The following is a 25712-nucleotide window of genomic DNA, read 5'->3' as shown; positions in this document are numbered from 1 at the left end:
GCGCTACTCCCGCCCCGCCCGGCCGCGCCGGCCCCGGTCGACCAGCACGGCCACCACCGCGCCGACCACGGCCAGCACCTGCGGGCCGAACCCGATCACCGCGGCCCACGGCGCGGCCACCGTCCCGTTCCCGACCACCAGCCTGCCGACCAGCTCGCTGAATACTAGAAAACCGACCGCCAGGCCGGCGAAAAGGCCAAGAATGGCCACACCCAGTGTTCTCATGCTGTTTCTTCCCGCTTTTCTTCTCCGCGGAACCCACCGTCGACATTTCCACCGAATTCGGCGTCGACGCAGATCGTGGCAGGTGTGCGCGGGAATGTGAGCGGCCGTGGATCGTCAGTTCACGACGATTTCCACCAACACCGACCCGCACCGGACGTCGTCACCAGGCGACATTCACAGTCAGCACCGGGCGACTGGAAAAACCGTGGCGACTGGTTATTCTCGCCGGGTGGACGAGGGACAGCGCTGGCGCCGGGGCGGGCGCGCGGACGCCGTGCTCGGCGCGGCCGTGTCGGTGGTGGTGGCCACGGCGATCAGCATGGACCTGGGCGGTGACCGCCAGCCCGACGTGGTGGCCTACCTGTTCGCGGCCGGCCTGGGCGCGTTGATGCTGGTGCGCCGCCAGTTCCCGGTGCTGGCGCTGGTGGCCGCGGCGACCGGGCTGCTCGCCTACTACGCGGCCGGCTACCCGGCGATCGGGCTGGCGCTGCCGGTGGCGGCCGCGCTGTACTCGGCGGCCGAGGCCGGCAAGCTGGTCGCCGCCACCGGCACCGCGGCCGCGCTGCTCCTGGTGAGCACGGCGTTCCGGCTGGCCGAGGGCGACGACCCGGCCTACCTGCTCGGCTTCGAGCTGGCCTCCACCGTCGGCCTGATGCTGACCGCGATCGCGCTGGGCGCGGCCGTGCGGGCCACCCGGCTGCTGCGCGACGAGCAGCGGCGCGCCGCGCGGCAGGCCGCGGCCGAGCGGGAGCGGGAGGCGCGCCGGCGGGTCGAGCAGGAGCGGCTGCGCATCGCCAGGGACCTGCACGACGTGCTGGGCCACACCATCGCGGTGGTCCGGGTGCAGGCCGCGGTCGCGGACGAGGCACTGGCCGACGACCCCGAGGCGGCCCGCGCCGCGCTGGGGGTGATCCGGCTGGCCAGTGACGAGGCCGTGCGGGAGCTGCGCGGCACGCTCGGGCTGCTGCGGGGCCCGGACGAGCCCGAGGCCCGCACCCCGGTGGGCGGCCTGCGGCACCTGGACGCGCTGGTGGCGGCGACCAGCCGGAGCGGCCTGCCGGTGCGGCTGCGCACCCTCGGCGAGCCCGTGCCGCTGCCGGTGGTGGTGGACACCACCGCGTACCGGATCGTGCAGGAGGCGCTGACCAACTGCCTGCGCCACGCCAGGGCCAGCAGCGTGCAGGTCGATCTGCGCTACCTCGACGACCGGTTGGAGATCAGCGTCACCGACGACGGCCAGGGCCTGGCCCGACCGGAGCAGGCCGACACCGGACGCGGCATCGCGGGCATGCGGGAGCGCGCCAGCCTGCTGGGCGGCCGGGTGGCGGTGGGCTCGCGGCCGGGCACCGGCTGCCGGGTGGACGCGTCCCTGCCGCTGGCGGTGCCGGCGTGATCCGCGTGGTGCTCGTCGACGACCAGCACCTGATGCGGGCCGGCCTGTGCGCGCTGCTGGAGCGGGCCGAGGACATCACCGTGGTCGGCGAGGCCGCCGACGGCGCGGCCGGCGTGGCCGTGGTGCTCGCCCAGCGGCCGGACGTGGTGCTGATGGACATCCGCATGCCCGGGGTGGACGGCATCGAGGCGACCCGGCGGATCGTGGCCGACCAGCGGCTGCGCCACGTGCGGGTGGTGGTGCTGACCACCTTCGACACCGACGAGCACATCTTCGACGCGATCCGGGTGGGCGCCGCGGGTTTCCTGCTCAAGAACACCGAGCCGGACCAGCTGCGCGCGGCCGTGCGCACGGTGGCCGGCGGCGAGGCCCTGCTGTCCCCGTCGGTCACCCGCCGGGTGCTGGCCGCGGTGGCGGACGGCCGGCCGCGCACCGACCCGGCGCGGCTGGCCGGGCTCACCGAGCGGGAACGCGAACTGCTCGCCGAGGTCGCGGCCGGCCACGCCAACCAGGAGATCGCCGAGCGGCTGTTCCTCAGCCCGGCCACGGTCCGCACCTACGTCAGCCGGCTGCTGACCAAGCTGGCCGCGCGCGACCGCGCCCAGCTGGTGCACATCGCCTACGAGAGCGGCCTGGTCCGCCCGGGCCAGGCCGGGCCACCCGACCAGGACTAGAACAGCCGGAACTCGTCGGACTCGGTGCCGCGCAGGGCGTCGTAGTCCAGCACCACGCAGCGGATGCCCCGGTCCTCGGCGAGCGTGCGGGCCTGCGGCTTGATCTGCTGGGCGGCGAACACGCCCTGCACCGGCGCCAGCAGCGGGTCGCGGTTGAGCAGTTCCAGGTACCGGGTGAGCTGCTCCACCCCGTCGATCTCGCCGCGCCGCTTGATCTCCACGGCCACGGCCCGGCCGTCGGCGTCGCGGCACATCAGGTCGACCGGGCCGATGGCGGTCGGGTACTCGCGGCGGACCAGCGTCCAGCCCGCGCCCAGGGTGGTGACGTGCTCGGCGAGCAGCTCCTGCAGGTGGGCCTCGACCCCGTCCTTGACCAGGCCCGGGTCCACACCCAGCTCGTGCTTTGACTCGTGCAGCACCTCGTCGATGGTGATCAGCAGCTTCTCACCGGCCTTGTTCTGCACCACCCACATGCCCGGCTCCTCCATCAGCCAGCAGGGCGGCGACATCCAGTTCAGCGGCTTGTAGGAGCCGCCGTCGGAGTGCACGAGGACCGAGCCGTCCGCTTTCACCATGAGCAGCCGCTGGGCCATGGGCAGATGCGCGGTCAGCCGACCGACGTAGTCAACTTGGCAACGAGCGATGACGAGGCGCACCGAGCCAGGCTAGTAGGACGGCGCGCCGCGCCGGCCTCCGGGCGGGGTTGACAATGTCATCCCCGCAGGAGGGGCGCGCGGAACAGGCCAACCCCGACTGAATCGGACGATGGGCGCGGGAGGAACAGGACGTGGAGAAACTCGGCTCTCGCCAGGTGTACGCGAACCCGTGGATGACCGTGCGGGAGGACCCGATCCGCCGGGCCGACGGCAGCACCGGCATCTACGGGGTGGTGGACAAGCCGCCCTACGCGCTGGTGATCCCGTTGGACGGGGAACGGCTGCACTTAGTCGAGCAGTTCCGCTACCCGCTGGGCATGCGCCGGTGGGAGTTCCCGCAGGGCACCGCGCCGGACCGGGCCGACGTGGACCCGCTGGTGCTGGCCGAGCGGGAGCTGCGCGAGGAGACCGGGCTGCGCGCCGGCCGCATGGTCGAACTCGGCACGCTGGACGTGGCACCGGGCCTGACCAGCCAGCGCGGCCGGGTGTTCCTGGCCACCGAGCTGACCGAGGGGGCACCCGAGCGGGAACTGGAGGAGCAGGACATGCGGGCCGCCTGGTTCCCGCGCGCCGAGGTCGAGGCGATGATCGCGCGCGGGCAGATCACCGACGCCCAGTCGGTGGCCGCCTACACCCTGCTGCTGCTGCACGAGTACCGGGCCTGACCTGCGGCGGCGACGCCAGGGGCGGCCGGAGGCAGACCCAGCAGGCGGCGTAGGCCAGGGCGGCCAGGCCGGCGAGCACGTAGAGGTTGCCGAACAGCGCGCCGGCCCCGGTGCGCAGGAACGGGTCAGCGCCGTCGGGGTAGTCCTCCCACCGGAAGGTGGCGGCCACCCCCAGCCACGCCACGGCCACCCCGAACCAGCCCGGCCCGAACCGGACGTGCGCGGCCAGGAACAGCAGCCCTGGGACCACCCAGATCCAGTGGTGGTCCCAGGACACCGGGGACACCAGCAGCCCGGTCACCGCGCAGCACAGCACCCCGGCGAGTTCCTGGCCGCGCCGGCTGGCCGCGGCGGCCGTCACCAGCCCCGCCGCCCCGACCAGGGCGGCGACCGGCAGCCACAGCGGGTCGACCGCGCCGTCGGCGGCGGCCGCCGGGCTGGTCAGCCGCAGCAGCATGCCGCGCAGCGACTGGTTGATCACCCGCGCCGGGTCGGCGGTCACCCGGCTGGTGTCCAGGAACAGGCCACTCCAGTAGGTGGCCGAGTCGTGCGGGAACAGCAGGAAGCCCACGGCCGCGGCGGCCACGAACACGCCCGCGGCCGTGCCGGCGGCCCTGCCGCGCCCGCTCAGCAGCAGGTAGCCGATGAAGATCAGCGGGGTCAGCTTGGCCGCGGCGGCCAGGCCGACCCCGATCCCGGTCGTGCTCTGCCGCCGTGCCCCGATCGTGCTGACCACGACCAGGGCCACGACCAGCACGCTGACCTGGCCGAGGACCAGGTGGTTGGCCACCGGGTAGAGGGGCAGCGCCGCGGTGGTGGCGAGCACCGCGAGCAGGGGCCGCCGCTCCGGTGTCGCCACGCCCAGCCCGGCCAGCACCACCCAGCACAGCAGCACCAGGCACAGCACGGACAGCACCGTCCAGACGGCGACGGCCGCGTCCACGCCGAGCAGGGCGAACGGCACGAACAGCACGCTGGTCAGCGGCGGATAGGTGTACTCCAGCCCCAGGTCGGTGACCACCTCGTAGAGCGGCTGCCCGGCCAGCACGGCCTGCCCGGCGGCCCGGTACACCGCCAGATCCATCCAGGGCCGGCCAGCGGCGTGCTCGGCCACCGCGCCCACCGCGGTCGCGCCGAGCAGCAGCAGGCCGAGACCGACGGCGAGCGCCTGGTCCCGTCGGCCGGTCCGGGACGGCGTCCCGGTGACGCGCCCTGGCGCGGCCCCCGGGCTCTCCGCCGCATCGCCGGCCACCGCAGTCACCCCCGGCACGCTCCCACCGCCCCCGGCCGAGGGGCACGATAGCCGGCCAGGCCACCGCCACTCGCACCAAAACCGCAGGTCAACCCCTAACGGGGGACGGATTGCGCCCGGTGGGGTCTCACTCCCGCCCGGTCGGCCAGACCGGTGGCCGCTTGGCCAGGAAGGCGGCCATGCCCTCCTTGGCCGAGGGCGTCTGCGCGCTGGCGGCCATCACCTCGACGGCGAGGGCGTAGGCGTCCACCTCGGGCCGGTCCAGCTGGGCGTAGAGGGTCTGCTTGCCCAGGGCCTTGCTGGCCCGGCTGCCCCTGGTGGCGCGGGCCAGCAGTTCGGTGGCCGCCGCGTCGAGTTCGGCGTCCGGCACCACCCGGTTCACCAGGCCCCACTGCTCGGCGGTGTGCGCGTCGACGACGTCACCGGTCAACGCCATCTCCATCAGCCGCTTGCGCCCGATGGACCGGGCCACCGGCACGGCCGGGGTGTGGCAGAACCAGCCGCCCTTGCCGCCGGGCAGGGCGAATCCGGCGCTGTGCCCGGCCACGGCCAGGTCGCACGAGGCCACCAGCTGGCAGCCGGCGGCGGTGGCCAGCCCGTGCACCCGGGCCAGCACCACCTGCGGGGCCAGCTCGATGGCACGCATCAGCTCGGTGCACAGGGTGAGCAGTTCCCGCACGCCGGCCAGGTCGCGCCCGGCCACGTCGGCGAAGTCGTGGCCGGCGGAGAACACCGGTCCGGCGCCGGCCAGGATCACCCCGGTGGCGTCCGAGGCGGCGGTGGCGCGGAACGCGGCCAGCAGCTCGGCCAGGTGGTCGGCGGACAGCGCGTTGCGCCGTTCCGGTCGGTTCATCGTGATCCGCACGGTGTCGCCGTCCCGCATCACGAGAATGTGCTGGTAATCGCCCATGTTCGGCACGGTAGCCCGCAACCGGCGACAGCTGAAGGGCGTGTCGGCCTGGCTAGGCTGGAACGGTGCCCCACCAGCTGCTCCCGTTCCTGCTCGTGGTCCTGGTGCTCACCGTGACACCGGGCCCGGACATGGTCCTGGTGCTGCGCAATGGCGTGCGCGGCGGCGCCAGGCTGGCGTGGTGGACCGGGCTGGGCTGCTGCGCCGGCATCGCCGTGCACGCCACCGCGGCCGTGGTCGGTCTGGCCGCGGTGCTGGCCGCCTCCGCCACCGCCTACACGGTGGTGCGCCTGGTCGGCGCGGCCTACCTGGTCTTCCTCGGCGCCAGCGCGCTGTGGTCGGTGCGGCCGAGGGCGCGCCGGTCCACCGTCCAGCTCACCCCGGACCAGGCCCAGCCCCTGGTCACCGAGCCCCTGCTCACCGATCCCCTGGTCACCGCACCAGCCGCGGCCGAACCGCTGGTCACCGCTCCGACCGTCGCCGGCCCGACCGCCAGCACGCCCACCGCCGGCACACCCACCTCGGGCGCGCCGGTCCAGCCCGAGCCGCCCGCCCTGACCAGGGGCACGGCCTTCCGGCAGGGCGTGCTGAGCAACCTGCTCAACCCGAAGATCGCGCTGCTCTTCCTCACCCTGCTGCCCCAGTTCGTCACCCCGGAGGAGCCCAGGCTGGCCACCTCAGCGGTGTTGGCCCTGGTCTTCCTCGGCCTGGCCGTGCTGTGGTGGCGGGTGTTCTCCCTGGTGGTCGCGGTGCTCGGGCGGGTGCTGTCGGCCCAGCGGGTCCGCACCGCCCTGGAGTGGGCCACCGGCCTGGTGCTGATCACCCTGGGCCTGCGCGTCGCCCTCGACGGCTGATCCCGCCGACACCCCGTCCCCACCCGTCCACCCGTGCGCCGCGGCCCCCACCCCGTCGAGACCCCAGCTTCAGTTCAGTCACCGCTGTACTGTTGTCCTCATGCTGAAGTGTGAGACGCGGGAGGACGCGTTGGCCCGCCTCGGCCGGGCGCTGGCCGACCCGACCCGCTGCCGCATCCTGGTGGCCCTGCTGGACGGCGTCAGCTACCCCGCCCAGCTCGCCGACCACCTCGGCCTGACCCGCTCCAACGTCTCCAACCACCTGTCCTGCCTGCGCGGCTGCGGCCTGGTCGTGGCCACCTACCAGGGCCGCCAGGTCCGCTACGCCCTGGCCGACGCGCACCTCGCGCGGGCGCTGGGCGAGCTGGTCCAGGTCGTGCTCGCCGTCGACACCGCCGAGCCCTGCCTCAACGACACGCCGGACATCCCGAGCGGCGAGCGCCCGGCCGACGCGGGCGCGACCACAGCGGAGGCACCCCGATGAGCACCCGCCACCACCGGATCGACCTGTCGCCGACCCCAGCCCCAGCCGCAGTCCCGGCGCGGACGGCTGCCGGGTGCGCGGACGGCTGCTGCGCGCCCGAGCCCAGCAGCCGTCCTCGGCTCGACCCGCGCCGCCGGGCGGTGCTCACCCGGCGGGTGCGGCTGCTGGTCGCCGCGACCATCACCTACAACCTCGTCGAGGCGGTCGTCGCGCTCACGGCCGGATCGGTCGCCGACTCGACCGCGTTGATCGGCTTCGGCCTGGACTCGGTCATCGAGGTCGCCTCGGCCGCCGCGGTGGCCTGGCAGTTCTCCGGCGCCGACCCGCAGCAGCGGGAGCGGGCGGCGTTGAAGGTCATCGCGGTGTCCTTCTTCGCGCTCGCGCTCTACGTCACGGTCGAGTCGGTGCGCTCCCTGCTGGGCGCCGAGACCGCCGACCACTCCCCGGTGGGCATCGCGCTGGCTGCGGTGTCCCTGCTGGTGATGCCGTTCCTGTCGGCCGCACAGCGGCGCGCCGGACGCGAACTGGGCTCGGCCAGCGCGGTGGCCGATTCCAAGCAGACCCTGCTGTGCACCTACCTGTCCGGTGTGCTGCTGGTCGGCCTGCTGCTCAACGCCCTGGTCGGCTGGTCCTGGGCCGACCCGATCGTCGCGCTGGTGATCGCCGCCGTGGCGGTGCAGGAGGGCCGGGCAGCCTGGCGTGGTCAGCACTGCTGCTGACCACGCCGGCCACACCGGTTGACCGGACCGCCGGCCGGCGCGTCAGCCGCGTTCCACCGGCAGGTTGTTCGCCTCCCGCACCACGTCCACGATCTCGGCCATGATCTGGGTGAGTTCGTAGTCCTTCGGGGTGAACACCCGGGCCACGCCCTGCTCGCGCAGCACGGCCGCGTCCTCGCCGGGGATGATGCCGCCCACGATCACCGGCACGTCCCCGGCGCCGGCCGCGCGCAGCCCCGCCACCACCGCGGGCACCACCTCCAGGTGCGACCCGGACAGCACGGACAGGCCGACCACGTGCACGTCCTCCTGCACGGCGGCGGCCACGATCTGGCCGGGGGTGAGCCGGATCCCCTGGTAGACCACTTCGAAGCCGACGTCCCGCGCGCGCACCGCCACCTGCTCGGCCCCGTTGGAGTGCCCGTCCAGACCGGGCTTGCCGACCAGGATGCGCAGCCGCTCGCCCAGTTCCGCACCGGTGCGGCGGACCCGCTCGCGCACCACGGCCAGCTCGGCCCCGGCCGCACCCGAGGCACCGGCCCCGCCCGAGGCACTGGCCGAGGTCACCCCGGTCGGCGCCCGGTACTCGCCGAACACCTCGCGCAGCGCCGCCGCCCACTCCCCCGTGGTCACCCCGGCCCTGGCGCAGACCAGGGTCGGCTCGACCAGGTTGGCCCCGGTCTTGGCGGCGTTGCGCAGCGCGGACAGTGCCGCGTCCACTGTGGAGTGATCCCGGCCGGCCCGCCAGGCCAGCACCGCCCGCACGGCGCGGCGTTCCACCTCGGGGTCGACCGTCTCCACGGAGGACGCGCCGTCAGTCTGCAGTGGACTGGGCTCGGTGCTGGTGAACCTGTTCACCCCGACCACGACGTCCTCGCCCGCCTCGATGCGGCGACGCCGCTCGGCCAGCGAGGTCACCAGTTCGGACTTCATGTAGCCGCTCTCCACCGCGGCCACCGCGCCACCCATCGCCTGCACCCGGTCGATCTCGGCACGCGCCCCGCGCACGATCTCGTCCACAAGGGACTCGACCACCCTGGACCCGTCGAAGATGTCCTCGTACTCCAACAGATCCGTCTCGTAGGCCAGCACCTGCTGCATGCGCAAAGCCCACTGCTGGTCCCACGGGCGGGGCAGGCCCAGCGCCTCGTTCCACGCCGGCAGCTGGACCGCCCTGGCCCGCGCCGAGCGGGACAGCGTCACCCCGAGCATCTCCAGCACGATGCGCTGCACGTTGTTCTCGGGCTGGGCCTCGGTCAGGCCGAGCGAGTTGACCTGCACCCCGTAGCGGAACCGGCGCTGGCGCGCCTGGGTGACGCCGTAGCGCTCGCGGGTGATCTCGTCCCAGAGCGCGGCGAACGCGCGCAGCTTGCACATCTCCTCGACGAACCGCACGCCCGCGTTGACGAAGAAGGAGATCCGCCCCACCACGTCCCCGAACCGGTCCTCGGGCACCTGACCGGAGTCGCGCACCGCGTCCAGCACGGCGATGGCCGTGCACAGCGCGTAGGCCACCTCCTGGACCGGCGTGGCGCCGGCCTCCTGCAGGTGGTAGCTGCAGATGTTGATCGGGTTCCACTTCGGCACGTTGACCACGGCCCAGGTGACCATGTCGGTGATCAGCCGCAGGCTCGGGCCGGGCGGGAACACGTAGGTGCCCCGGGACAGGTACTCCTTGATGATGTCGTTCTGGGTGGTGCCGGCCAGCTTCGCCAGCACCTCGCCCCGGTCCAGCCCGGCCTGCTCGGCCTGCTCGCCGGCGACGGTGACGTAGAGCGCGAACAGCCACATGGCGGTGGCGTTGATGGTCATCGAGGTGTTCGCCTCGGCCAGCGGGATCTGGTCGAACAACTGGCGCATGTCCCCGATGTGGCTGACGGGCACCCCCACCTTGCCGACCTCACCCCTGGCCAGTTCGTGGTCGGGGTCGTAGCCGGTCTGGGTGGGCAGGTCGAAGGCGACGGACAGGCCGGTCTGCCCCTTGGCCAGGTTCCGGCGGTAGAGCGCGTTGGATGCCGCTGCCGAGGAATGGCCCGCGTAGGTGCGCATCACCCACGGGCGATCCCGCTCGCGGTCGGTCGGGTAGGGCACGGCCACCTCCCGCTGGCGCGGATTGGCCGCACCAGTGGCAACCCTGGCTCAGGTGCCGCGCCAACCCGCTCAACTTCGTCGTAGCGATCAGCGTACTGACGAGTAACAAAGTGGCGCCGTGCGTTGCGTCACTGAATCGAAACCTGTTTCGATGCCGAGCCCTGCATCCCCGCGGCGGACCGCCGACCAACCCGAGCGCAGCCCCCGCCCTCCCAGGGGGGCGACCCCGCGTCCAGCCTATCCGTCCCCCACCCGCGGGAACATCGCCACGAGCGACGCTGTGGACAACCTCGGCCCCTGTGCACAACCGGCACCTCGAACGGGTGAAAACGCAGGCGACTCCGGCAGTGTGTGGTATCCGCCCCCGGCCCGGGCCAGCACCGGAGCAGCGCCCCGCACCAGAGCCGAACCAACCCCACCGCCACGCCACCACACCCGCCCGAGGTGCCGGCCGCGACCTCCGGTCGCCGGTCAGCGCTCGGGTTCCGCCGTGGCCCGTTCCACGTTCGCGCCCAACCGCCGCAGGTTCTCCACGAAGTGCGGGTAGCCCCGGTCGATGTGGAACACGTCCCACACCTCGGTCACGCCCTCGGCGCACAGTCCGGCCAGCACCAGCCCGGCGCCCGCGCGGATGTCCGACGCCCACACCGGCGCGCTGGACAGCCGCTCCACCCCACGCACCACCGCGTGGTGGCCGTCGGTCCGGGCATCGGCACCCAGGCGGATCATCTCCTCGATGAACCGGAACCGGGACTCGAACAGGTTCTCGGTGATCATCGAGGTGCCCTCGGAGATCGCGGACAGCGCGATGGCGAACGGCTGCAGGTCCGTGGCGAACCCCGGGTACGGCAGCGTCACGAAGTCCACCGACTTGGGCCGGTCGGGCATGACCACCCGGAAGCCCAGTTGCTCCCCGCCGATCTCGGTGTCGATCTGCGCCCCGGCGCTGTTCAGCTTGTCCAGCACCAGGTCCAGGTGGTGCGGGTCAACCCCGCGGACCGTGATGTCACCTCGGGTCATGGCCGCGGCAAAAGCCCAGGTGGCACCGACGATCCGGTCGCCGATCACCCGGTGCTGGGTGGGCTGCAGCGACTCGACCCCGTGCACGGTCAGCGTGGACGTGCCCGCGCCCTCGATCTTGGCGCCCATCTGCTGCAGCATCATGCACAGGTCGCTGATCTCGGGTTCGCGCGCGGCGTTGTCGATGACCGTGGTCCCCTCGGCCAGCACCGCGGCCATCAGGATGTTCTCGGTGGCGCCCACGCTGGGGAAGTCCAGCCAGATCTGCGCGCCGTGCAGGTCCTCGGCCTCGGCCACCACGCAGCCGTGCTCGATCGTGCTGGTGGCGCCGAGCTGACGCAGTCCGCTCTGGTGCATGTCCAGCGGACGCGAGCCGATGGCGTCCCCACCGGGCAGCGCCACCACCGCGCGCCGGCACCGGCCGACCAGCGGCCCCAGCACGCACACCGAGGCACGCAGCTTGCCCATGGACGCCGAGTCGGCCCGGTGGTTCAGTTCGCGCGGCGTGGTGATGGTGGCGGTGTCCCCGGTGACGTCGACCGTGCAGCCCAGGCTCCGCAGCACGTCCGCCATCAGCGGGACGTCCAGGATCTCGGGGCAGTTGGTGATGGTGGTGGTGCCCTCGGCCAGCAGCGCGGCGGCCATCAGCTTCAACACGCTGTTCTTCGCACCGACAACGTCGACCGCACCGACCAGGCGAGCCCCGCCGCTGACCTGGAAATGCTCACTCACGCGGCCACCTCGCTGGCGCTCAGCAGCGCGCACGCGGCCACTGCGCTGAATGGTTCGCTCGCAAGCGTGCTCACGAATTCTCCTTGCTGCGATTGTCGAATCCGGCTTGGGCAGGGCGGGTTCCGGACAGCTCCCGGGCAATCGTACGGATGTTCACCCGCCGCCAAGGCAGGGGCCGAGGACCAGTGCGGCGCGGTCACACCGGGCACCGTTGTTCCGGCCTAGAGTCTCTGCCATGGGCATACATCTGACGCGCATCTACACCCGGGTGGGCGACGACGGGACCACCGGGCTCGGCGACTTCTCCCGGGTGGCCAAGACCGATCCCCGCATCGTGGCCTATGCCGACGTGGACGAGACCAACGCGGCCATCGGCGTGGCACTGGCCCTGGGCAACCCGGCCGACGACGTGGCCGAGGTGCTCCGGCAGGTGCAGAACGACCTGTTCGACGTGGGCGCGGACCTGTGCGCGCCGATCGTGCCCGACCCCAAGTACCCGCCGCTGCGCATCACCCAGTCCTACGTCGACCGGCTGGAGCAGTGGTGCGACGAGTTCAACGAGCGGGTCGGCAAGCTCGACTCGTTCATCCTGCCCGGCGGCACCCCGGCGGCGGCCCTGCTGCACCAGGCCCGCACCGTGGCCCGACGCGCCGAGCGCAGCACCTGGGCGCTGATCGAGGTCGACCGCGACCGCACCAACCCGCTGACCGCGAAGTACCTGAACCGGCTGTCCGACCTGCTGTTCATCCTGTCCCGGGTGGCCAACCCGGACGGTGACGTGCTGTGGCGGCCCGGCGAGAACCGGTAGCGGCGGGCCACTGGCCGCGCACCGCCGACGCCCGGGTCAGGACTCAGGACGCCCAGGGAACACTGCGGCCCGGAGGCGCTGCTTCCAGCCAGGAAAGAAAGCCGGTCAGCGCGTCCGGGCCCATTGCGATCTCGACCTCGCCCGTGGTGGCGCGACAGCGCAGCACGGTGGAGGCGGTGGGCATGGCGTAGGTCTCGGGTCCGGTGGGTTCCCGCCGGGTGGCGATCTCCAGGCCGTCCCTGCGGATCACCTGGTTCGGGCCGGACCCCAGGCTGAGCACCCGGAACCAGACGAACTCGTCACCGCGATAACGGCCGACACCCAGGTGCCAGCCCCGCCCGGAGTCGTCCAGGCGCTGGCGCAGTGCCACGTGGACTCCGCCCTCGCGGAGCAGCCGCAGCCGGCGCCAGGCGAGCATTCCCAGCACGACAGCCGCAGCGAACAGGACCACCCCGGTTATCTCGGCGATCCCCACGGCCCGCGCCCGCTCGTTCCCGATCCGCCGCTCAGGCCGACAGTCCCACGGCCCGGAGCCGGGCGGCCGCTTTGACCCTGGCCTCCTCGTCCGCGGCCTGCAGGTCGGCCTTGGCCTGTTCCACATCGATCTCGTGGGCCAGCTCGGCGGACTCGGCCAGCACGCTCACGCCCTTGCCGGTGACCGACAGGAACCCACCGTGCACGGCCGCGGTCTCCCACTCGCCGTTGGTGGTGTGCACCTTGACCACGCCACCCTCGACCAGCTCGCCGAGCATGGGCTCATGACCGGGCAGGATGCCGATCTCGCCCTCGGTGGTCTGCGCCACGACCATGGTGGCCGTGCCGGACCACAGGCGACGCTCCACGGCGACCAGCTGGACGGACATCTCGGCCACGCGCATCTCCCTTGTCTTCCACCAGTCACGACCAGTCTAGACGGTGCGCTGACAACCTCGACGCCCCTCCCGGTGTCAGTCCCGGTGAACCAGCCCGGCCGGACTCCGGCCGCAGGGCTCGAACCAGCTGAGGGGGCACAGTGGATCCAGGCGGCGGCGACTTCACGGACTTCGTGACCCACCGCTCACCAGTCCTGCTGCGCACCGCGTACCTGCTCTGCGGTGGTGACCGAGGCGCGGCCGAGGACCTGCTCCAGGACGTGCTGGAGCGCATGTTCAGCCGCTGGCACCGCATCAACGGCGACCCCGAGGCCTATGCCAGGGCCGCGTTGGCCAACGCCGCGGCCAACCGCTGGCGCCGGCGCTCCCGGCGGGTGCCGGAGACATCGCTGACCGACGGGGTGCAGCCGCCGGTCGGTGGCCACGAACAGGGCGTTGTCGACCGGGACCAGGTGGTGCGCGCCCTCGCCGCACTGCCTCCTCGGATGCGCGCGGTGCTGGTGCTGCGCTTCTTCAACGACCTGACCGAGGCGCAGACCGCGACGGCGCTGCGCTGCGGGGTGGGCACGGTGAAGAGCCAGACCTCCCGGGGGCTGGCCCGGTTGCGGGAGACGCTGGTGGACCGACCGGCCCCGCCCGCCCAGCCGGCGCACCAGCACCCGGCGCCGCCCCCAGCGGCACCCGGCCAGGCCGAGTCGGGTGCGGCCCCGGCCACGCCGCGCGAACCACGGCCGCGGGCCGTGCGCCCACACCACGTCAGGAGGCGATGACCGACATGGACGCCGAACTGCTCGGCCAGAGCATGCGCGATGCCACCGACCAGATCGAACTCCGACCGGATTTCACCGCCGCCGTGCTGCGGGGCGCACGCCGCCGCCGGGCCCGGCGCCGCACGGCCGCGGCCGGCGCGGCCCTGTGCGCGGCGCTGGCTGGTGGTGCCGCGGTCGCGGTGTGGCCGGCCGCGCCACCCGGTCAGGAGCAGCTGGCCGACGCCCGGTTCGACCAGCCCACCCGGGGCGACCTCGGCGGTGACCGCCAGTTCACCACCGACGTGGTGGCCGCCTGGCGGAACGGCGTGCTCAGCCCGCGCCGCGTCTTCCCCGAGGCCCCGGACGACCTGCGGGGCGACCCGCACGTGTACTGGGCGGGCACCACCGAGGCCGGTCCCGCCGCCGTGGTGCTTCAGCGCGTGCGAGTCGGCACGCGCGGCAGCGCGCGGCCCGGGGACGCCGACCAGATCACCACCCTGGTCGGTCTGGTGGCCACCGACCCGGCCAACGGCCAACTCACGCTGGTCAAGACCTACACCCCCCACGTCGCGGGCGGCGACTACGTCCGGGCCGGCTTCCAGTTCGGCCCGGGCGACCGCACGGTCCTGGCGCTGGATGACGGCGAGCCGATGTTCGTCTCCGCGGGCGCGACCTACGCGCAGACCGGTGCGGTCACCCGGTCCTGGCAGGAGGTGCCGCGCGCCGACGGCGTGGGCGTGGTCACGCTTCCCGAGGGCACCGACCCCGGCGATGTCCGGCTGGTCGTCCGGCAACCACCGCGGCCCACCGACCGGGAACCGGACCCCCAGACCTTCGTGGGGCTGTACCAGGCCAGCGCCGAACTCTCCCCCACCAGCAGCGCGCCCAGCAAGCCGGACCACACCCTGCCGTGGTGGGAGACGGGCGTCGGGGTGGCCCGGGTGGGAGCCACCCCCGGGGACGAACCGGACGAGCAGGTCAGCGACGTGTTCGACCAGGCGCTGGCCGAGGCCGCCGTCACCGATCCCCTGGCCCGGCACAGCGTGACCAGGTGGAACGTGCTGGCGGGCCGGGCCGGCGGGGGCACGGCCATCATCGGCGAGCGCCAGGACGGCGACCGGCCCAGCCGGTTGTTCACCGTGCTCCGGGATGCCAACGGGGCCGTGACCCAGGTGCTGTTCTCCGGCGAGGTCGACCCGACCGCCCCGCTGCCCGTCCACGTGCGCCTGCCCGACGGCCAGGGCTGGGTGGTGGCCGCCTACGGCTCGTCCCTGCGCTACCGGACCGGCCCGGGCGAGGCGTGGCGCACGGCGGACACCGGCCGCGACGCCGGGCTGCTGCCGGATCCGGCCACCGAGGTGGAGGTGACGCCCAGGGGCGGCGCTCCGGTGGTCGTACCACTGCCTCGGTAGCCGCCCGGGCCGCCCGAGCGTCCACGTCGGACAGCGACGAGGGCTGCGCCGTGACAGCGAAGGGGGCGGAAGTCCACATCGGACTCCCGCCCCCTCGGCCGGTCGAACTGGTGTCAGCTCAGCTGGCTCACTTGCCGGTGAGCTTCTTGTAGTTCTTCTCCAGGTCGTCCAGGCCACCGCACATGAAGAACGCCTGCTCGGGCATGTGGTCGAAGTCGCCCTTGAGCAGCCGGTCGAACGCCTCGACGGTCTCCTTGACCGGCACGGTGGAGCCCGGCTGGCCGGTGAACTGCTCGGCGGCCATCATGTTCTGCGACAGGAACCGCTCGATCCGGCGGGCCCGCTGCACCAGCACCTTGTCCTCTTCGGACAGTTCGTCCATGCCGAGGATGGCGATGATGTCCTGCAGCTCCTTGTACCGCTGGAGCACCCGGACGACCTCGCGGGCGACCCGGTAGTGCTCCTCGCCGACGATCGCGGGGTCCAGGATCGTCGAGGTGGAGGCCAGCGGGTCCACCGCCGGGAAGATGCCCTTGGAGAACACGGTCCTGGACAGCTCGGTGGTGGCGTCCAGGTGGGCGAAGGTGGTCGCCGGGGCCGGGTCGGTGTAGTCGTCCGCGGGCACGTAGATGGCCTGCATGGACGTGATGGACCGGCCACGGGTGGAGGTGATGCGCTCCTGCAGCTCACCCATCTCGTCGGCCAGGGTCGGCTGGTAACCCACGGCCGAGGGCATGCGGCCGAGCAGCGTGGAGACCTCGGAGCCGGCCTGGGTGAACCGGAAGATGTTGTCGATGAACAGCAGCACGTCCTGGTTCTGCACATCGCGGAAGTACTCCGCCATGGTCAGCGCGGACAGGGCGACCCGCATACGGGTGCCCGGCGGCTCGTCCATCTGACCGAACACCAGCGCGGTGTCCTTGAGCACGTCGGCCTCACCCAGTTCCAGGATGAGGTCGTTGCCCTCACGGGTGCGCTCACCCACGCCGGCGAACACCGACGTACCACCGAAGTTCTTGGCGATACGGCGGATCATCTCCTGGATGAGCACGGTCTTGCCGACACCGGCACCACCGAACAGGCCGATCTTGCCACCCTGCACGTACGGGGTGAGCAGGTCGATGACCTTCAGACCGGTTTCCAGCATCTCGGTCTTCGGCTCAAGCTTGTCGAAGTCCGGCGCCTTGCGGTGGATGCTCCAGTGCTCCGCGTCGCTGGCGTAGCCGGGCTGGTCGAGGCAGTCGCCGAGGGCGTTGAACACGTGGCCCTTGACCACGTCGCCCACGGGCACCGAGATCGACTTGCCGGTGTCGGTCACCGCGGCGCCCCGGACCAGGCCGTCGGCCGGCTGCATGGAGATGGTGCGCACCAGGTTGTCCCCGAGGTGCTGGGCCACCTCCAGGGTGAGCGTGCGCTCCTGACCCTGCAGCGTGGTCTTCACCTTCAGCGCGTTGAACAGCTCAGGGATCTCGTTGCGGGGGAACTCGACGTCCACGACCGGACCGATGACCCGGACCACCCGGCCGACGGCCGTCGAGGGAGAGACAGTGGCAGTCATTTATTCATCACTTCCTGCGGCAGCCTTGAGGGCGTTGGCACCGCCGACGATCTCGCTGATCTCCTGGGTGATCTGGGCCTGACGCGCCTGGTTGGCCTGGCGGGTCAGCGTGCCGATCAGCTCGTTGGCATTGTCCGTCGCGGCCTTCATCGCCCGCTGGCGCGCGGCCGACTCGGACGCGGCGGCCTCCAGCAGCGCGGCGAACAACCGCGTCTTGATGTACTTCGGGAGCAACGCGCGGAGCAGCGTCTCGGCATCCGGTTCGAAGTCGTAGGCCGGCGGAGCCGTTTCCGGCTTGTCCGAGAACTCGACCTCCATCGGGGCGATCCGCTTGGCCACCGGGTTCTGCGTGCCCATGGACACGAACTCGGTGTAGACGATGTGCAGCTCGTCAACACCGAGGATGCCGTCCTCACCCGGCCCGTCCGCACCGTCGTCGGCACCCGCCATGAAGCTGTCGACCAGGGGCTGGCCCACCTCGGAGGCGTTGACGTAGTGCGGCTGCTCGGAGAAACCCGTCCAGGAGCCGGCGATCTCGCGGTGCCGGAACCGGTAGTAGTTCAGCCCCTTGCGGCCGATCACGAACAGCGACGGTTCCTTGCCCTCGGAGCGCAGCAGTGCCTGCAGCTCCTCGGCCCGCTTGATGACGCTGACGTTGTACCCACCGCACTGTCCCCGGTCGCTGGTGACCACCAGCACGGCGGCGCGCCTCGGCCGCTCGCGCGGCACCAGCAGCGGGTGGTCCAGCGAGGAGGCGCCGGCCAGCGCGGAGAGCACGCTGGTGATCTCCGCTGCGTACGGCCGGGCGGCCTGGATCCTCGCCTGCGCCCTGGCGATGCGCGACGCGGCGATGAGTTCCATCGCCCTGGTGATCTTCTTGATCGACTGGGTCGAGCGGATCCGTTGACGAAGTGCTCGCAGCTCAGCAGCCATGGGTCACCAGGTCACTTCGTCGCCGGGGCGGGTCGGTTCACGGTGACCGACTCCTGCCCGACCTTGTCGGCGCCCAGCGCCTCGGCCGGGGCCTCGTTGATCACGGTCGCCCCGCTGGAGGTGGTGAACTGCTTCTTGAAGTTGTTGATCGTCTCGACCAGCCGGTTCTCGTTGTCGTCGGACAGGTCCTTGGTGTCCCGGATCTCGCTGAGGATGCCCGCGTGGTTGCGGCGCAGGTGCTCCAGCAGCTCCCGCTCGAACCGGCGCACGTCCTCCACCGGCACCGAGTCCAGGTGTCCCCGGGTGCCCATGTACAGCGACACCACCTGCTCCTCGACCGGGAACGGGCTGTACTGCGGCTGCTTGAGCAGCTCCCACAGCCGGGCACCGCGGTCGAGGGTGGCCTTGGTGGCCGCGTCGAGGTCGGAGCCGATGGAGGCGAACGCCTCCAGCTCACGAGCCTGCGACAGGTCCAGCCGCAGCGAACCGGTGGCCTTGCGCATGGCCTTGATCAGGGCGGAGTTGCCCACGCGGGACACCGAGATACCGGCGTTGATGGCCGGCCGCTGGCCCGCGTTGAACAGCTCGGTCTCCAGGAAGCACTGCCCGTCGGTGATGGAGATGACGTTGGTGGGGATGTAGGCCGACACGTCGTTGGCCTTGGTCTCGATCACCGGCAGACCGGTCATGGAGCCGCCACCCAGGTCGTCGGAGAGCTTGGCGCAGCGCTCCAGCAACCGGGAGTGCAGGTAGAACACGTCTCCAGGGTATGCCTCGCGGCCCGGCGGACGGCGCAGCAGCAGCGAGATGGCCCGGTAGGCCTCGGCCTGCTTGCTCAGGTCGTCGAACACGATCAGCACGTGCTTGCCCTGGTACATCCAGTGCTGGCCGATGGCCGAGCCGGTGTAGGGGGCCAGCCACTTGAAGCCCGCCGAGTCCGAGGCGGGGGCGGCCACGATGGTGGTGTACTCCATCGCGCCGGCCTGCTCCAGGGTGTGCTTGACCGCCGCGATGGTCGAGCCCTTCTGGCCGATCGCCACGTACACGCAGCGGACCTGCTGCTTGGGGTCGCCGGTCGCCCAGTTTTCCTTCTGGTTGAGGATGGTGTCCACGCAGACCGTGGTCTTGCCGGTCTTGCGGTCACCGATGATCAGCTGGCGCTGGCCGCGGCCGATCGGGGTCATGCCGTCGATGGCCTTGATGCCGGTCTGCAGCGGCTCCTTCACCGGCTGGCGCTGCATCACCGTGGCGGCCTGCAGCTCCAGGTCGCGGCGGCCGTCGGCGACGATCTCACCGAGTCCGTCGATGGGCTGGCCCAGCGGGTTCACCACGCGGCCGAGGAAGCCGTCGCCCACCGGCACGGACAGCACCTGCCCGGTGCGCCGGACCTCCTGGCCCTCCTCGATGTCCTCGTAGCTACCGAGGATGACCGCGCCGATCTCCCGGGTCTCCAGGTTCTGGGCCACGCCCAGGACGCCGCCAGGGAACTCCAGCAACTCGTTCATCATCGCCGAGGGCAGGCCCGCCACGTGGGCGATGCCGTCACCGGTGTCGGCGACGATCCCGACCTCTTCCCGGTCGACGTCCGGGGAGTAGCTGGAGACGTACTTCTCGATCGCACTGCGGATCTCGTCCGACGAGATCGTCAGCTCCGCCATGTCGTTCCTGCTCTCGCTTCGTTCTTGATTGCGGTCCTCGCCGGCCCCCGGGTTGCCGGCACAACGGACCGCGCGGGTGCAAGGGGCTCCACCACAGCCGCGGTTCCGGGGATGGTCAGCCAGCCAGCTCGCGGCGCACGGCGTTCAGCCGGCCCTGGATGCTGCCGTCGATGACCTCGTCGCCCACCTTGATCAGCAGGCCCCCGCCGATCGACCGGTCGACCTGGACGTGCAGCGCGATCGGTCGGGAGTAGATCCTGGTCAGGGTGGCGGCCAGCCGCGAGCGCTGCGCCTCGGTCAGCTCGACCGCCGAACGCACGTAGGCGATCGACCGCTCCCGCCGCCTGGCGGCGAGGCTGGCGAGTTCGTCAAGCCCCTCGACCACGTCGCGCCCCTCGGGGTGCGCGACGAGCTGGACGACCAGGGTCTGGGTGATCGGTTCGGCCTTGCCCCCGATCAAGTCCTTGACCAGGGCAATCCTACCGTCCGGGCTGGTCGCCGGGTTGGACAGCAGCCGGTCGAGGTCGGGCTGGCCCGCCACGATCCGACCGAGCCGGAACAGCTCGTCCTCGACCGTGTCGAGCCGGTCCTCCCGCTCGGCCCGCACCAGCAGCGCGGTGCGGGCGAGCGATTCGACGCCGTCGAGCAGCTCCCTCGGGCTCGACCAGCGCGCCGTGACCACCGCGGTGAGCACCTGCAGGGTCGGGTCGGCGACCTTCCCCTCCAGCAGGCCGCGCAGCAACGCCTCCCGGCCGGTCGGCTCGGACGAGGCGTCAGCCAGTGCCCTGCGCAGTCCCGTCTCCCGGAAGAGCAGGTTGACGACCGCGAACAGCTCCTCACCGAGCGTGCTCAGCGTGGCGGCGTCGGCACTGTCGGCGACCTCCAACAGTCGCAGCTCAGCGGCGGCGAGTGCCTCTCGACTGGCGGCGTGCAGCAGCGTCGTCATGTCCCGACTCTCTTACTTGTTGGCCGGCGCCGACACGGCGTCCAGCTCGTCCAGGAAGCGGTCCACGGTGCCGCGCTGGCGGGCCTCGTCCTCCAGGGACTCCCCCACCACCCGGCTGGCCAGGTCGACCGCGACCCGTCCGAGGTCGGCTCGCAGTTCGGCGACGATCTGGACGCGCTGCGCCTCCAGCTGGGCCCGCCCCTGGGCCACGATGCGGTCGGACTCGGCCTGGGCCCTGGCCCGCATCTCGTCGATGATCTGCTGGCCCTCGGCCCGCGCGTCATCGCGGATGCGGGCGGCCTCGGCCCGTGCCTCGGCCAGCTGCGCCCGGTACTCCTCCAGCGCCTGCTGTGCCTGAGCCTGGGCCTGTTCCGCCTTGGCGATACCGCCCTCGATCCGCTCGGTGCGCTCGTTGAGCACCTTCTGGAAGAGCGGTAGCACCTTCTTCCAGAAGACCAACCCGACGATCACCAAGCAGACCAGGGACCAGACAATGTCGTACGGCTGAGGTAGGACCGGACTCGGGGTCTCCTCGGCCGCCAGCACGACGGTCTGGATGGTGGTCATTGCTTCACCGTCCTCGGTTCAGCCGGCAGCTCAGGCGGTTCCGCCGAACATGAAGCCGGCGATCAGGCCCAGAATGCCCAGCGCCTCGGAGAACGCGATACCGAGGATCATGGTGGTGCGCAGCTGACCGGACAGCTCCGGCTGGCGCGCCATGGCCTCACAGGCCTTACCGGACACGATGCCGACGCCAATGCCAGGGCCGATCGCGGCGAGGCCGTAGCCGATGGTCGCGACGTTGCCGGCCACTTCAGCGAGGTTCATCTCTGGTGTTTCCCTTTCCGGTTGGCCCCGGCGGAGTCGCTCTCCACCGGGGTCGTCCCAAAACCTGTTTGTGCCCGCGAAACGAGAGCGTCTCAGTGCTCCGCGTGCAGGGCGCCGTCGATGTAGACGGCGGCGAGCAGGGTGAAGATGTAGGCCTGCAGGAACTGCACCAGCATCTCGAACAGGGTGAACACGAAGCCCATGGCGAGGCTGAGCACGCCGACCGGCTTGAGCCACAGGTCAGAGATCTGGAAGAGCATGTACCAGGAGGCGCCGAAGAACAGCACCAGCACCAGGTGTCCGGACATCATGTTGCCCAGCAACCGGAAGGTCAGGGTGACCGGCCGGATCACGAAGGTCGACAGCAGCTCGACCGGGGTGAGCAGGATGTAGACGGGCTTGGGCACACCGGGGGGGAAGAGGTTGTTCTTCAGGTACGGGCCGAAGCCCTGCGCCTTGATGCCCGCGTAGTTGAACACGATGTAGGTGACCACCGCGAGAACCATCGGCAGGCCGACCCGGGCGGTGCCCGGCATGTTCAACAGCGGGATGATGCCGGAGACGTTGCAGGCGAAGATCAGGAAGAACAGCGTGGTCAGCAGCGGCAGGAACCGCTTTCCCTGTTCCCGCCCGAGGATGTCCTCGGCGATGTGCTTGCGCACGAAGTCCAGGAAGTACTCGGCGGCGTTCTGCACGCCCCTGGGAACCAGCTTCGGGCTGCGCATGGCGACCAGGAAGAACACGGCCACCACAACAGTCATCAGCAGACGGACCAGCATGACCCGGTCAATGGCGAACGGCGTGCCTGCGAACAGGATGACGTCCGGGAAGAACTCGGCCACGGACGGCGGGTGATACGCGCTCCCACCCTCGCTCGACGAGGCCAACACCAACGTGTTCAGTGTGGTCTCCCTGTCCTCGCGCCCGGAGGCTCAGCTCCGCACGTGACGTACGTACACAATGTAAAAACCCGCGACAAAACCCACCGCCAGCCCAATTGGGGTCCAGAGGCTGGAATCGGTGGCCTTGTCTATGAGGTAGCCGACCGCGCCCCAGACCACAGGGCCGGCGACCAGTGTGCTGACGATCGACCAGCCGTCCGCCTCACCCAAATGGCGCTCTTTGTCCGGCTTGTCACTCATCTCAGGCGCACCCTACCAACCTTTTGGACGAAGGTTGAACACCGGGGGTCAACGAACCTTGCCCTGACCAGCGCCTGAGTTCCCGGCCGGCTCAACGTAGAGCGACCGGCCACGCAAGACAACCAATGTCTCCACGGTCAGCACGACCAGCAGGGACACCATCGCGACCAGCCCGAAAACCGGTCGGGAGTAGAAGGTCATGTCCCTGATCAGGAACAGCACACCGATCAGTGCGATCGCCTTGACCAGCCAGGACCCCACGATCACCGCGAAGGTCGTGTTGGGTGACGCGCTCGCGGTCTTGAGCACGCTCACCACCGTGACCAGCATGAATCCAGCCCCCAACGCGGCGCCGAGCAGCGCCCCCCACAGGCCGGGCAGACCGGCGGCCAGCCAGCTGCCCAGCACGGCCAGCGGCACCACCACGGCCAGCACCAGCAGTGCCTGAACGAGCATGCGGCGAGTCGTGGCGGCGGCGTTCAACAGGGGCTTCGATGTCGAAGTCACCTGTCCATTGTGACTGCTGCTCCCTAGCGCACGCACAAGGGGGTTGGCAAGATGTCAGGTTGCCCCAGCCGCAGCATCAGGTACAGCCGGATGACCGAATTGGGCGATCAGTTCCGCGAGTTCCGAACGCGGGTGTCCCGGATGCGCGGGATGGCCGAGACGAACAGGGCCAGCAGCAGGCCCAGGCCCACTCCCCAGCCCACCACGACCGGCTCGAACAGGGTCAACGCGACCGCGCCGAAGGCCAGCACGCCCGCCCACAGGTAGATCAGCAGCACGGCGCGGCGGTGGGAGTGCCCGATCTCCAGCAGCCGGTGGTGCAGGTGCATCTTGTCGGCCGCGAACGGGCTCTCTCCGCGCCGGGTGCGCCGCACCACGGCCATCAGCAGGTCCAGCACGGGCACGAACAGCACGGCGGCCACCACCAGCAGCGGCGACAGCAGGGCGAGCACGTCCCTGGCACCGGTGGTGCCCGGGTCCGGGTTGAGCTTGCCCGAGGCCGACGTGCTGGCCGCGGTGAGCATCAGGCCGATGAGCATCGACCCGGAGTCGCCCATGAACAGCCGCGAGGGGTGGAAGTTGTGCGGTAGGAAGCCCAGGCAGGCCCCGGCCAGGGTGGCGGCGATCAGCGCGGGCGGGTACGCCACCACGTCACCGCCGGACTTCTCCAGCAGGCCAAGCGAGAAGGCGCAGGTGGCGGTGGCGGCGATCAGGCCGATGCCGGCGGCCAGCCCGTCCAACCCGTCCACGAAGTTCATCGCGTTGACCATGGTCACCGCCAGCAGCACGGTGAGCAGCGCGCCCTGGTTCTGGTCGAGCACCAGGGTGGACCCGGTGTCCTGGCCGCCCCACGGCACCCAGAACATGGTCCACTGCAGACCGAACAGCACCAGGATGCCGGCCGCGGTCACCTGCCCGGCGAACTTGGTCAGCGAGTCCAGTTCGAACCGGTCGTCCAGGGCGCCGACCAGCACGATGATGCCGCCGCCCACCAGCACGGCGAGCGGGTCGAGGGAGAAGTCGAAGGCCCGGCGCAGCACCGGCAGCTGGTGGGCCAGCAGCATGCCGCCGAGCACCCCGCCGTAGATGGCCACCCCACCCATGCGGGGCATGGGTTTCGCGTGCACGTCGCGGGTTCTGGGATGGGCCACCGCGCCGACGCGGAAGGCGAGCAAGCGGACCAGACCGGTGAGCAGGAAGGTCAACACTGCTGCGGTGAGTGCGACCAGCAGGTATTCCCGGACTGGAAGACCGGCGGGTGTGTATGCAGGCGAGTTGCCCACGGCGCGCGACTGACCCCTCGACTAGGTCGGACAAGATCTGGTGGGAAGCCCCGCTGGGCCGATGTCGGTCATCGCCCGATTGCTGCGGGTGGCCATTGCCAACGCTACCGCGCCCGGCATGCCGCCCATGTCGGTGGGACGCCTCGGCTGACAGCTCCCGAACGGACTACACCGGCCAGCTCGGTGGGCACGCCACACAGCCATGTCAGACGGCAGCACAACCGCCCATCGGGCGCCCGTAGGGCCGGTCACCAACAGCGAACGCCGGACACATCCGGTACCGGTCCGGAGTGGACCGGTACCGCGCGCACGGCCGCTCGCACCCGACGTGGTCGGGTGCTGCTCCGGTGCGGACTCGGGTGGCACTCGACTCGACCCCACCCGTCGGCGACTCGCGGGGCGCTCGTCGGCGCTCGCCGGCGGGAGTTGCTCACTCGGCCACGGACACCTCGGTGCCGAGCACCTCGGAGACCTCCGCCACGGGTACCGCGCCGACCCGGAGCACGAGGGGGTCGGGGCCGGTGAGGTCGACGATGGTGGAGGCGACGGGTTCACCCGAGGGACCGCCGTCCAGGTACACCGGCACCGACTCGCCGAGCTGCTCGCGCGCCTGCTCGGCCGTGGCGGCCGGCGGCTGGCCCGAGCGGTTGGCGCTGGAGACCGCCATCGGCCCCACCTCGCGCAGCAGTTCCAGGGCGACCGGGTGCAGTGGCATGCGCAGCATGACCGTGCCCCTGGTCTGGCCCAGGTCCCAGCTCAGCGAGGGCGCGTGGGGCAGCACGATGGACAGCCCGCCCGGCCAGAACGCCTCGATCAGCAGCCGGGCCGAGGTGGGCACGGACAGCGTCAGCCCGTCCACCGTGGTCCACGACCCGACGAGCACCGGCACGGGCATGTCCGGGCCGCGCCCCTTGGCCTGCAGCAGCGACCGGACGGCCGCGCTGTCAAACGCGTCACAGCCGATGCCGTACACGGTGTCGGTAGGCATCACGACCAGTCGACCAGACCGCACCGCACCGGCTGCGGCAGCCAGTCCGGCCTCCCGACTGTCCTGCCGACCGCAGTCATACACCGTGCTCACGCCGCCACCTCACCACTGCTCGCCGTATACACCTGTTAGGTCGCTTCGCCCGCATGTTCACCCGTCCGTGGTGTCAGTTGTCCACAGGCTGGTGTGTTGTCCACAGCCGCGCAATCGCGCCCCGCTGTCGCACCCCGTGCTGGATAGGCTGGAGCCGGGGTCGCCCCCCTGGGAGGGCGGGGGCTGGGCTGGCGGCGGTGGCCGGGCCCCGCGCCGCGCTCGCGGCCGGCGGCGTTGGTCCGACCGCCGCTCGTTGGCCC

At 71.5% G+C, this 25712-nt stretch carries 28 protein-coding genes; 9 read left to right on the top strand and 19 right to left on the bottom strand.

The annotated features are described in order from the left end of the window. Positions 1–3: 3 nt before the first annotated feature. Positions 4–225, bottom strand: a complete 222-nt coding sequence (locus LX83_RS19330) for a DUF5957 family protein (RefSeq protein ID WP_253773338.1) — start codon at positions 223–225, stop codon at positions 4–6. 229 nt (positions 226–454) lie between these two features. On the opposite strand from LX83_RS19330, the gene LX83_RS19325 reads away from it, so the two are divergent. Both LX83_RS19325 and LX83_RS19320 read left to right on the top strand, forming a co-directional pair. After that, the gene (locus LX83_RS19325) at positions 455–1618 is read left to right on the top strand and encodes a sensor histidine kinase (protein WP_253773336.1); all 1164 of its coding nucleotides are present in this window, start codon (positions 455–457) and stop codon (positions 1616–1618) included. Continuing rightward, a complete protein-coding gene (locus LX83_RS19320) occupies positions 1615–2292 on the top strand; it encodes a response regulator (protein WP_253773334.1) in 678 nt (225 codons plus the stop codon). Before LX83_RS19325 ends, LX83_RS19320 begins: the two co-directional genes overlap by 4 nt. Here the strand turns inward: LX83_RS19320 and nucS are convergent. After that, positions 2289–2948: an endonuclease NucS gene (gene nucS / locus LX83_RS19315; protein ID WP_253773332.1), complete on the bottom strand. Its 660-nt coding sequence runs from the start codon at positions 2946–2948 to the stop codon at positions 2289–2291. The two genes, LX83_RS19320 and nucS, sit on opposite strands and share 4 nt — an antisense overlap. Positions 2949–3079: 131 nt before the next feature. Between nucS and LX83_RS19310 the strand changes: the two genes are divergently transcribed. Continuing rightward, positions 3080–3613, top strand: coding sequence for an NUDIX domain-containing protein (locus LX83_RS19310; protein WP_253773330.1), 534 nt, complete (start codon positions 3080–3082; stop codon positions 3611–3613). On the opposite strand, the gene LX83_RS19305 is transcribed toward LX83_RS19310, so the two are convergent. Continuing rightward, on the bottom strand, positions 3552–4874 hold the full coding sequence (locus tag LX83_RS19305; RefSeq protein WP_253773328.1) for a glycosyltransferase 87 family protein: 1323 nt from the start codon (positions 4872–4874) through the stop codon (positions 3552–3554). The two genes, LX83_RS19310 and LX83_RS19305, sit on opposite strands and share 62 nt — an antisense overlap. 118 nt (positions 4875–4992) lie before the next feature. After that, a complete protein-coding gene (locus LX83_RS19300; RefSeq protein WP_253773326.1) occupies positions 4993–5775 on the bottom strand; it encodes an enoyl-CoA hydratase-related protein in 783 nt (260 codons plus the stop codon). A 65-nt stretch (positions 5776–5840) separates the two neighbouring features. Here LX83_RS19300 and LX83_RS19295 point away from each other — a divergent pair, with 65 nt between their 5' ends. From LX83_RS19295 to LX83_RS19285, 3 genes are all read left to right on the top strand, one after another. Then, complete coding sequence (locus LX83_RS19295) at positions 5841–6629, top strand: LysE family translocator (protein ID WP_253773324.1); 789 nt, start codon at positions 5841–5843, stop codon at positions 6627–6629. 100 nt (positions 6630–6729) lie between these two features. Then, entirely contained in the window at positions 6730–7113 is a 384-nt protein-coding gene (cmtR, locus tag LX83_RS19290) for a Cd(II)/Pb(II)-sensing metalloregulatory transcriptional regulator CmtR (protein ID WP_253773322.1), read from the top strand. Further along, the gene (locus tag LX83_RS19285) at positions 7110–7832 is read left to right on the top strand and encodes a cation transporter (RefSeq protein WP_253773320.1); all 723 of its coding nucleotides are present in this window, start codon (positions 7110–7112) and stop codon (positions 7830–7832) included. The genes cmtR and LX83_RS19285 overlap by 4 nt, the downstream gene beginning before the upstream one ends. 42 nt (positions 7833–7874) lie before the next feature. Here the strand turns inward: LX83_RS19285 and LX83_RS19280 are convergent, their stop codons facing one another. Together LX83_RS19280 and murA are read right to left on the bottom strand one after the other, a co-directional pair. Next, on the bottom strand, positions 7875–9923 hold the full coding sequence (locus tag LX83_RS19280; protein ID WP_308204007.1) for a protein meaA: 2049 nt from the start codon (positions 9921–9923) through the stop codon (positions 7875–7877). A 471-nt stretch (positions 9924–10394) separates the two neighbouring features. Continuing rightward, positions 10395–11675 (bottom strand): UDP-N-acetylglucosamine 1-carboxyvinyltransferase, encoded by a 1281-nt coding sequence (murA, locus tag LX83_RS19275; protein ID WP_253773318.1) that lies wholly within the window; start codon positions 11673–11675, stop codon positions 10395–10397. A gap of 235 nt (positions 11676–11910) precedes the next feature. Here murA and LX83_RS19270 point away from each other — a divergent pair, with 235 nt between their 5' ends. Further along, positions 11911–12483, top strand: coding sequence for a cob(I)yrinic acid a,c-diamide adenosyltransferase (locus LX83_RS19270; RefSeq protein WP_253773316.1), 573 nt, complete (start codon positions 11911–11913; stop codon positions 12481–12483). 43 nt (positions 12484–12526) lie between these two features. Here LX83_RS19270 and LX83_RS19265 read toward each other — a convergent pair whose 3' ends face one another. Next, positions 12527–12928 carry a DUF2550 domain-containing protein gene (locus LX83_RS19265; RefSeq protein ID WP_301328546.1) on the bottom strand — a complete coding sequence of 134 codons (402 nt, stop codon included), beginning with the start codon at positions 12926–12928 and terminating at the stop codon, positions 12527–12529. A gap of 61 nt (positions 12929–12989) precedes the next feature. Continuing rightward, positions 12990–13355 (bottom strand): F0F1 ATP synthase subunit epsilon, encoded by a 366-nt coding sequence (locus LX83_RS19260; protein WP_253773313.1) that lies wholly within the window; start codon positions 13353–13355, stop codon positions 12990–12992. A 140-nt stretch (positions 13356–13495) separates the two neighbouring features. On the opposite strand from LX83_RS19260, the gene LX83_RS19255 reads away from it, so the two are divergent. Together LX83_RS19255 and LX83_RS19250 are read left to right on the top strand one after the other, a co-directional pair. Continuing rightward, positions 13496–14125, top strand: a complete 630-nt coding sequence (locus tag LX83_RS19255; protein ID WP_253773312.1) for a SigE family RNA polymerase sigma factor — start codon at positions 13496–13498, stop codon at positions 14123–14125. Beyond that, on the top strand, positions 14122–15516 hold the full coding sequence (locus LX83_RS19250) for a hypothetical protein (RefSeq protein ID WP_253773310.1): 1395 nt from the start codon (positions 14122–14124) through the stop codon (positions 15514–15516). Before LX83_RS19255 ends, LX83_RS19250 begins: the two co-directional genes overlap by 4 nt. A gap of 127 nt (positions 15517–15643) precedes the next feature. On the opposite strand, the gene atpD is transcribed toward LX83_RS19250, so the two are convergent. From atpD to LX83_RS19195, 11 genes are all read right to left on the bottom strand, one after another. After that, complete coding sequence (gene atpD / locus LX83_RS19245; RefSeq protein WP_253773308.1) at positions 15644–17074, bottom strand: F0F1 ATP synthase subunit beta; 1431 nt, start codon at positions 17072–17074, stop codon at positions 15644–15646. Further along, positions 17075–18007: a F0F1 ATP synthase subunit gamma gene (locus LX83_RS19240; RefSeq protein ID WP_253773306.1), complete on the bottom strand. Its 933-nt coding sequence runs from the start codon at positions 18005–18007 to the stop codon at positions 17075–17077. It lies immediately after the preceding gene. Between the two features lie 11 nt (positions 18008–18018). Then, entirely contained in the window at positions 18019–19665 is a 1647-nt protein-coding gene (gene atpA, locus LX83_RS19235) for a F0F1 ATP synthase subunit alpha (RefSeq protein ID WP_253773304.1), read from the bottom strand. A gap of 115 nt (positions 19666–19780) precedes the next feature. Next, positions 19781–20611, bottom strand: coding sequence for a F0F1 ATP synthase subunit delta (locus LX83_RS19230; protein ID WP_253773302.1), 831 nt, complete (start codon positions 20609–20611; stop codon positions 19781–19783). Positions 20612–20623: 12 nt separating this feature from the next. Continuing rightward, positions 20624–21178 (bottom strand): F0F1 ATP synthase subunit B, encoded by a 555-nt coding sequence (locus LX83_RS19225; protein WP_253773300.1) that lies wholly within the window; start codon positions 21176–21178, stop codon positions 20624–20626. Between the two features lie 30 nt (positions 21179–21208). Then, positions 21209–21439, bottom strand: a complete 231-nt coding sequence (atpE, locus tag LX83_RS19220; protein ID WP_253773298.1) for an ATP synthase F0 subunit C — start codon at positions 21437–21439, stop codon at positions 21209–21211. A 92-nt stretch (positions 21440–21531) separates the two neighbouring features. Further along, positions 21532–22281, bottom strand: coding sequence for a F0F1 ATP synthase subunit A (gene atpB / locus LX83_RS19215; RefSeq protein ID WP_253773296.1), 750 nt, complete (start codon positions 22279–22281; stop codon positions 21532–21534). A 90-nt stretch (positions 22282–22371) separates the two neighbouring features. Beyond that, positions 22372–22581 (bottom strand): AtpZ/AtpI family protein, encoded by a 210-nt coding sequence (locus LX83_RS19210; protein WP_253773294.1) that lies wholly within the window; start codon positions 22579–22581, stop codon positions 22372–22374. Between the two features lie 48 nt (positions 22582–22629). Beyond that, positions 22630–23088, bottom strand: a complete 459-nt coding sequence (locus tag LX83_RS19205; RefSeq protein ID WP_253773292.1) for a hypothetical protein — start codon at positions 23086–23088, stop codon at positions 22630–22632. A gap of 107 nt (positions 23089–23195) precedes the next feature. Beyond that, positions 23196–24371 (bottom strand): glycosyltransferase family 4 protein, encoded by a 1176-nt coding sequence (locus LX83_RS19200; RefSeq protein ID WP_253773290.1) that lies wholly within the window; start codon positions 24369–24371, stop codon positions 23196–23198. A 430-nt stretch (positions 24372–24801) separates the two neighbouring features. Next, a complete protein-coding gene (locus LX83_RS19195) occupies positions 24802–25452 on the bottom strand; it encodes an L-threonylcarbamoyladenylate synthase (protein ID WP_253773288.1) in 651 nt (216 codons plus the stop codon). Positions 25453–25712: the final 260 nt, after the last annotated feature.

Source organism: Goodfellowiella coeruleoviolacea (assembly GCF_024171785.1).
GTDB lineage: Bacteria > Actinomycetota > Actinomycetes > Mycobacteriales > Pseudonocardiaceae > Goodfellowiella > Goodfellowiella coeruleoviolacea.
Note: the sequence above shows the minus strand (reverse complement) of the source record. Positions and strands in the feature narration are given on the sequence as shown.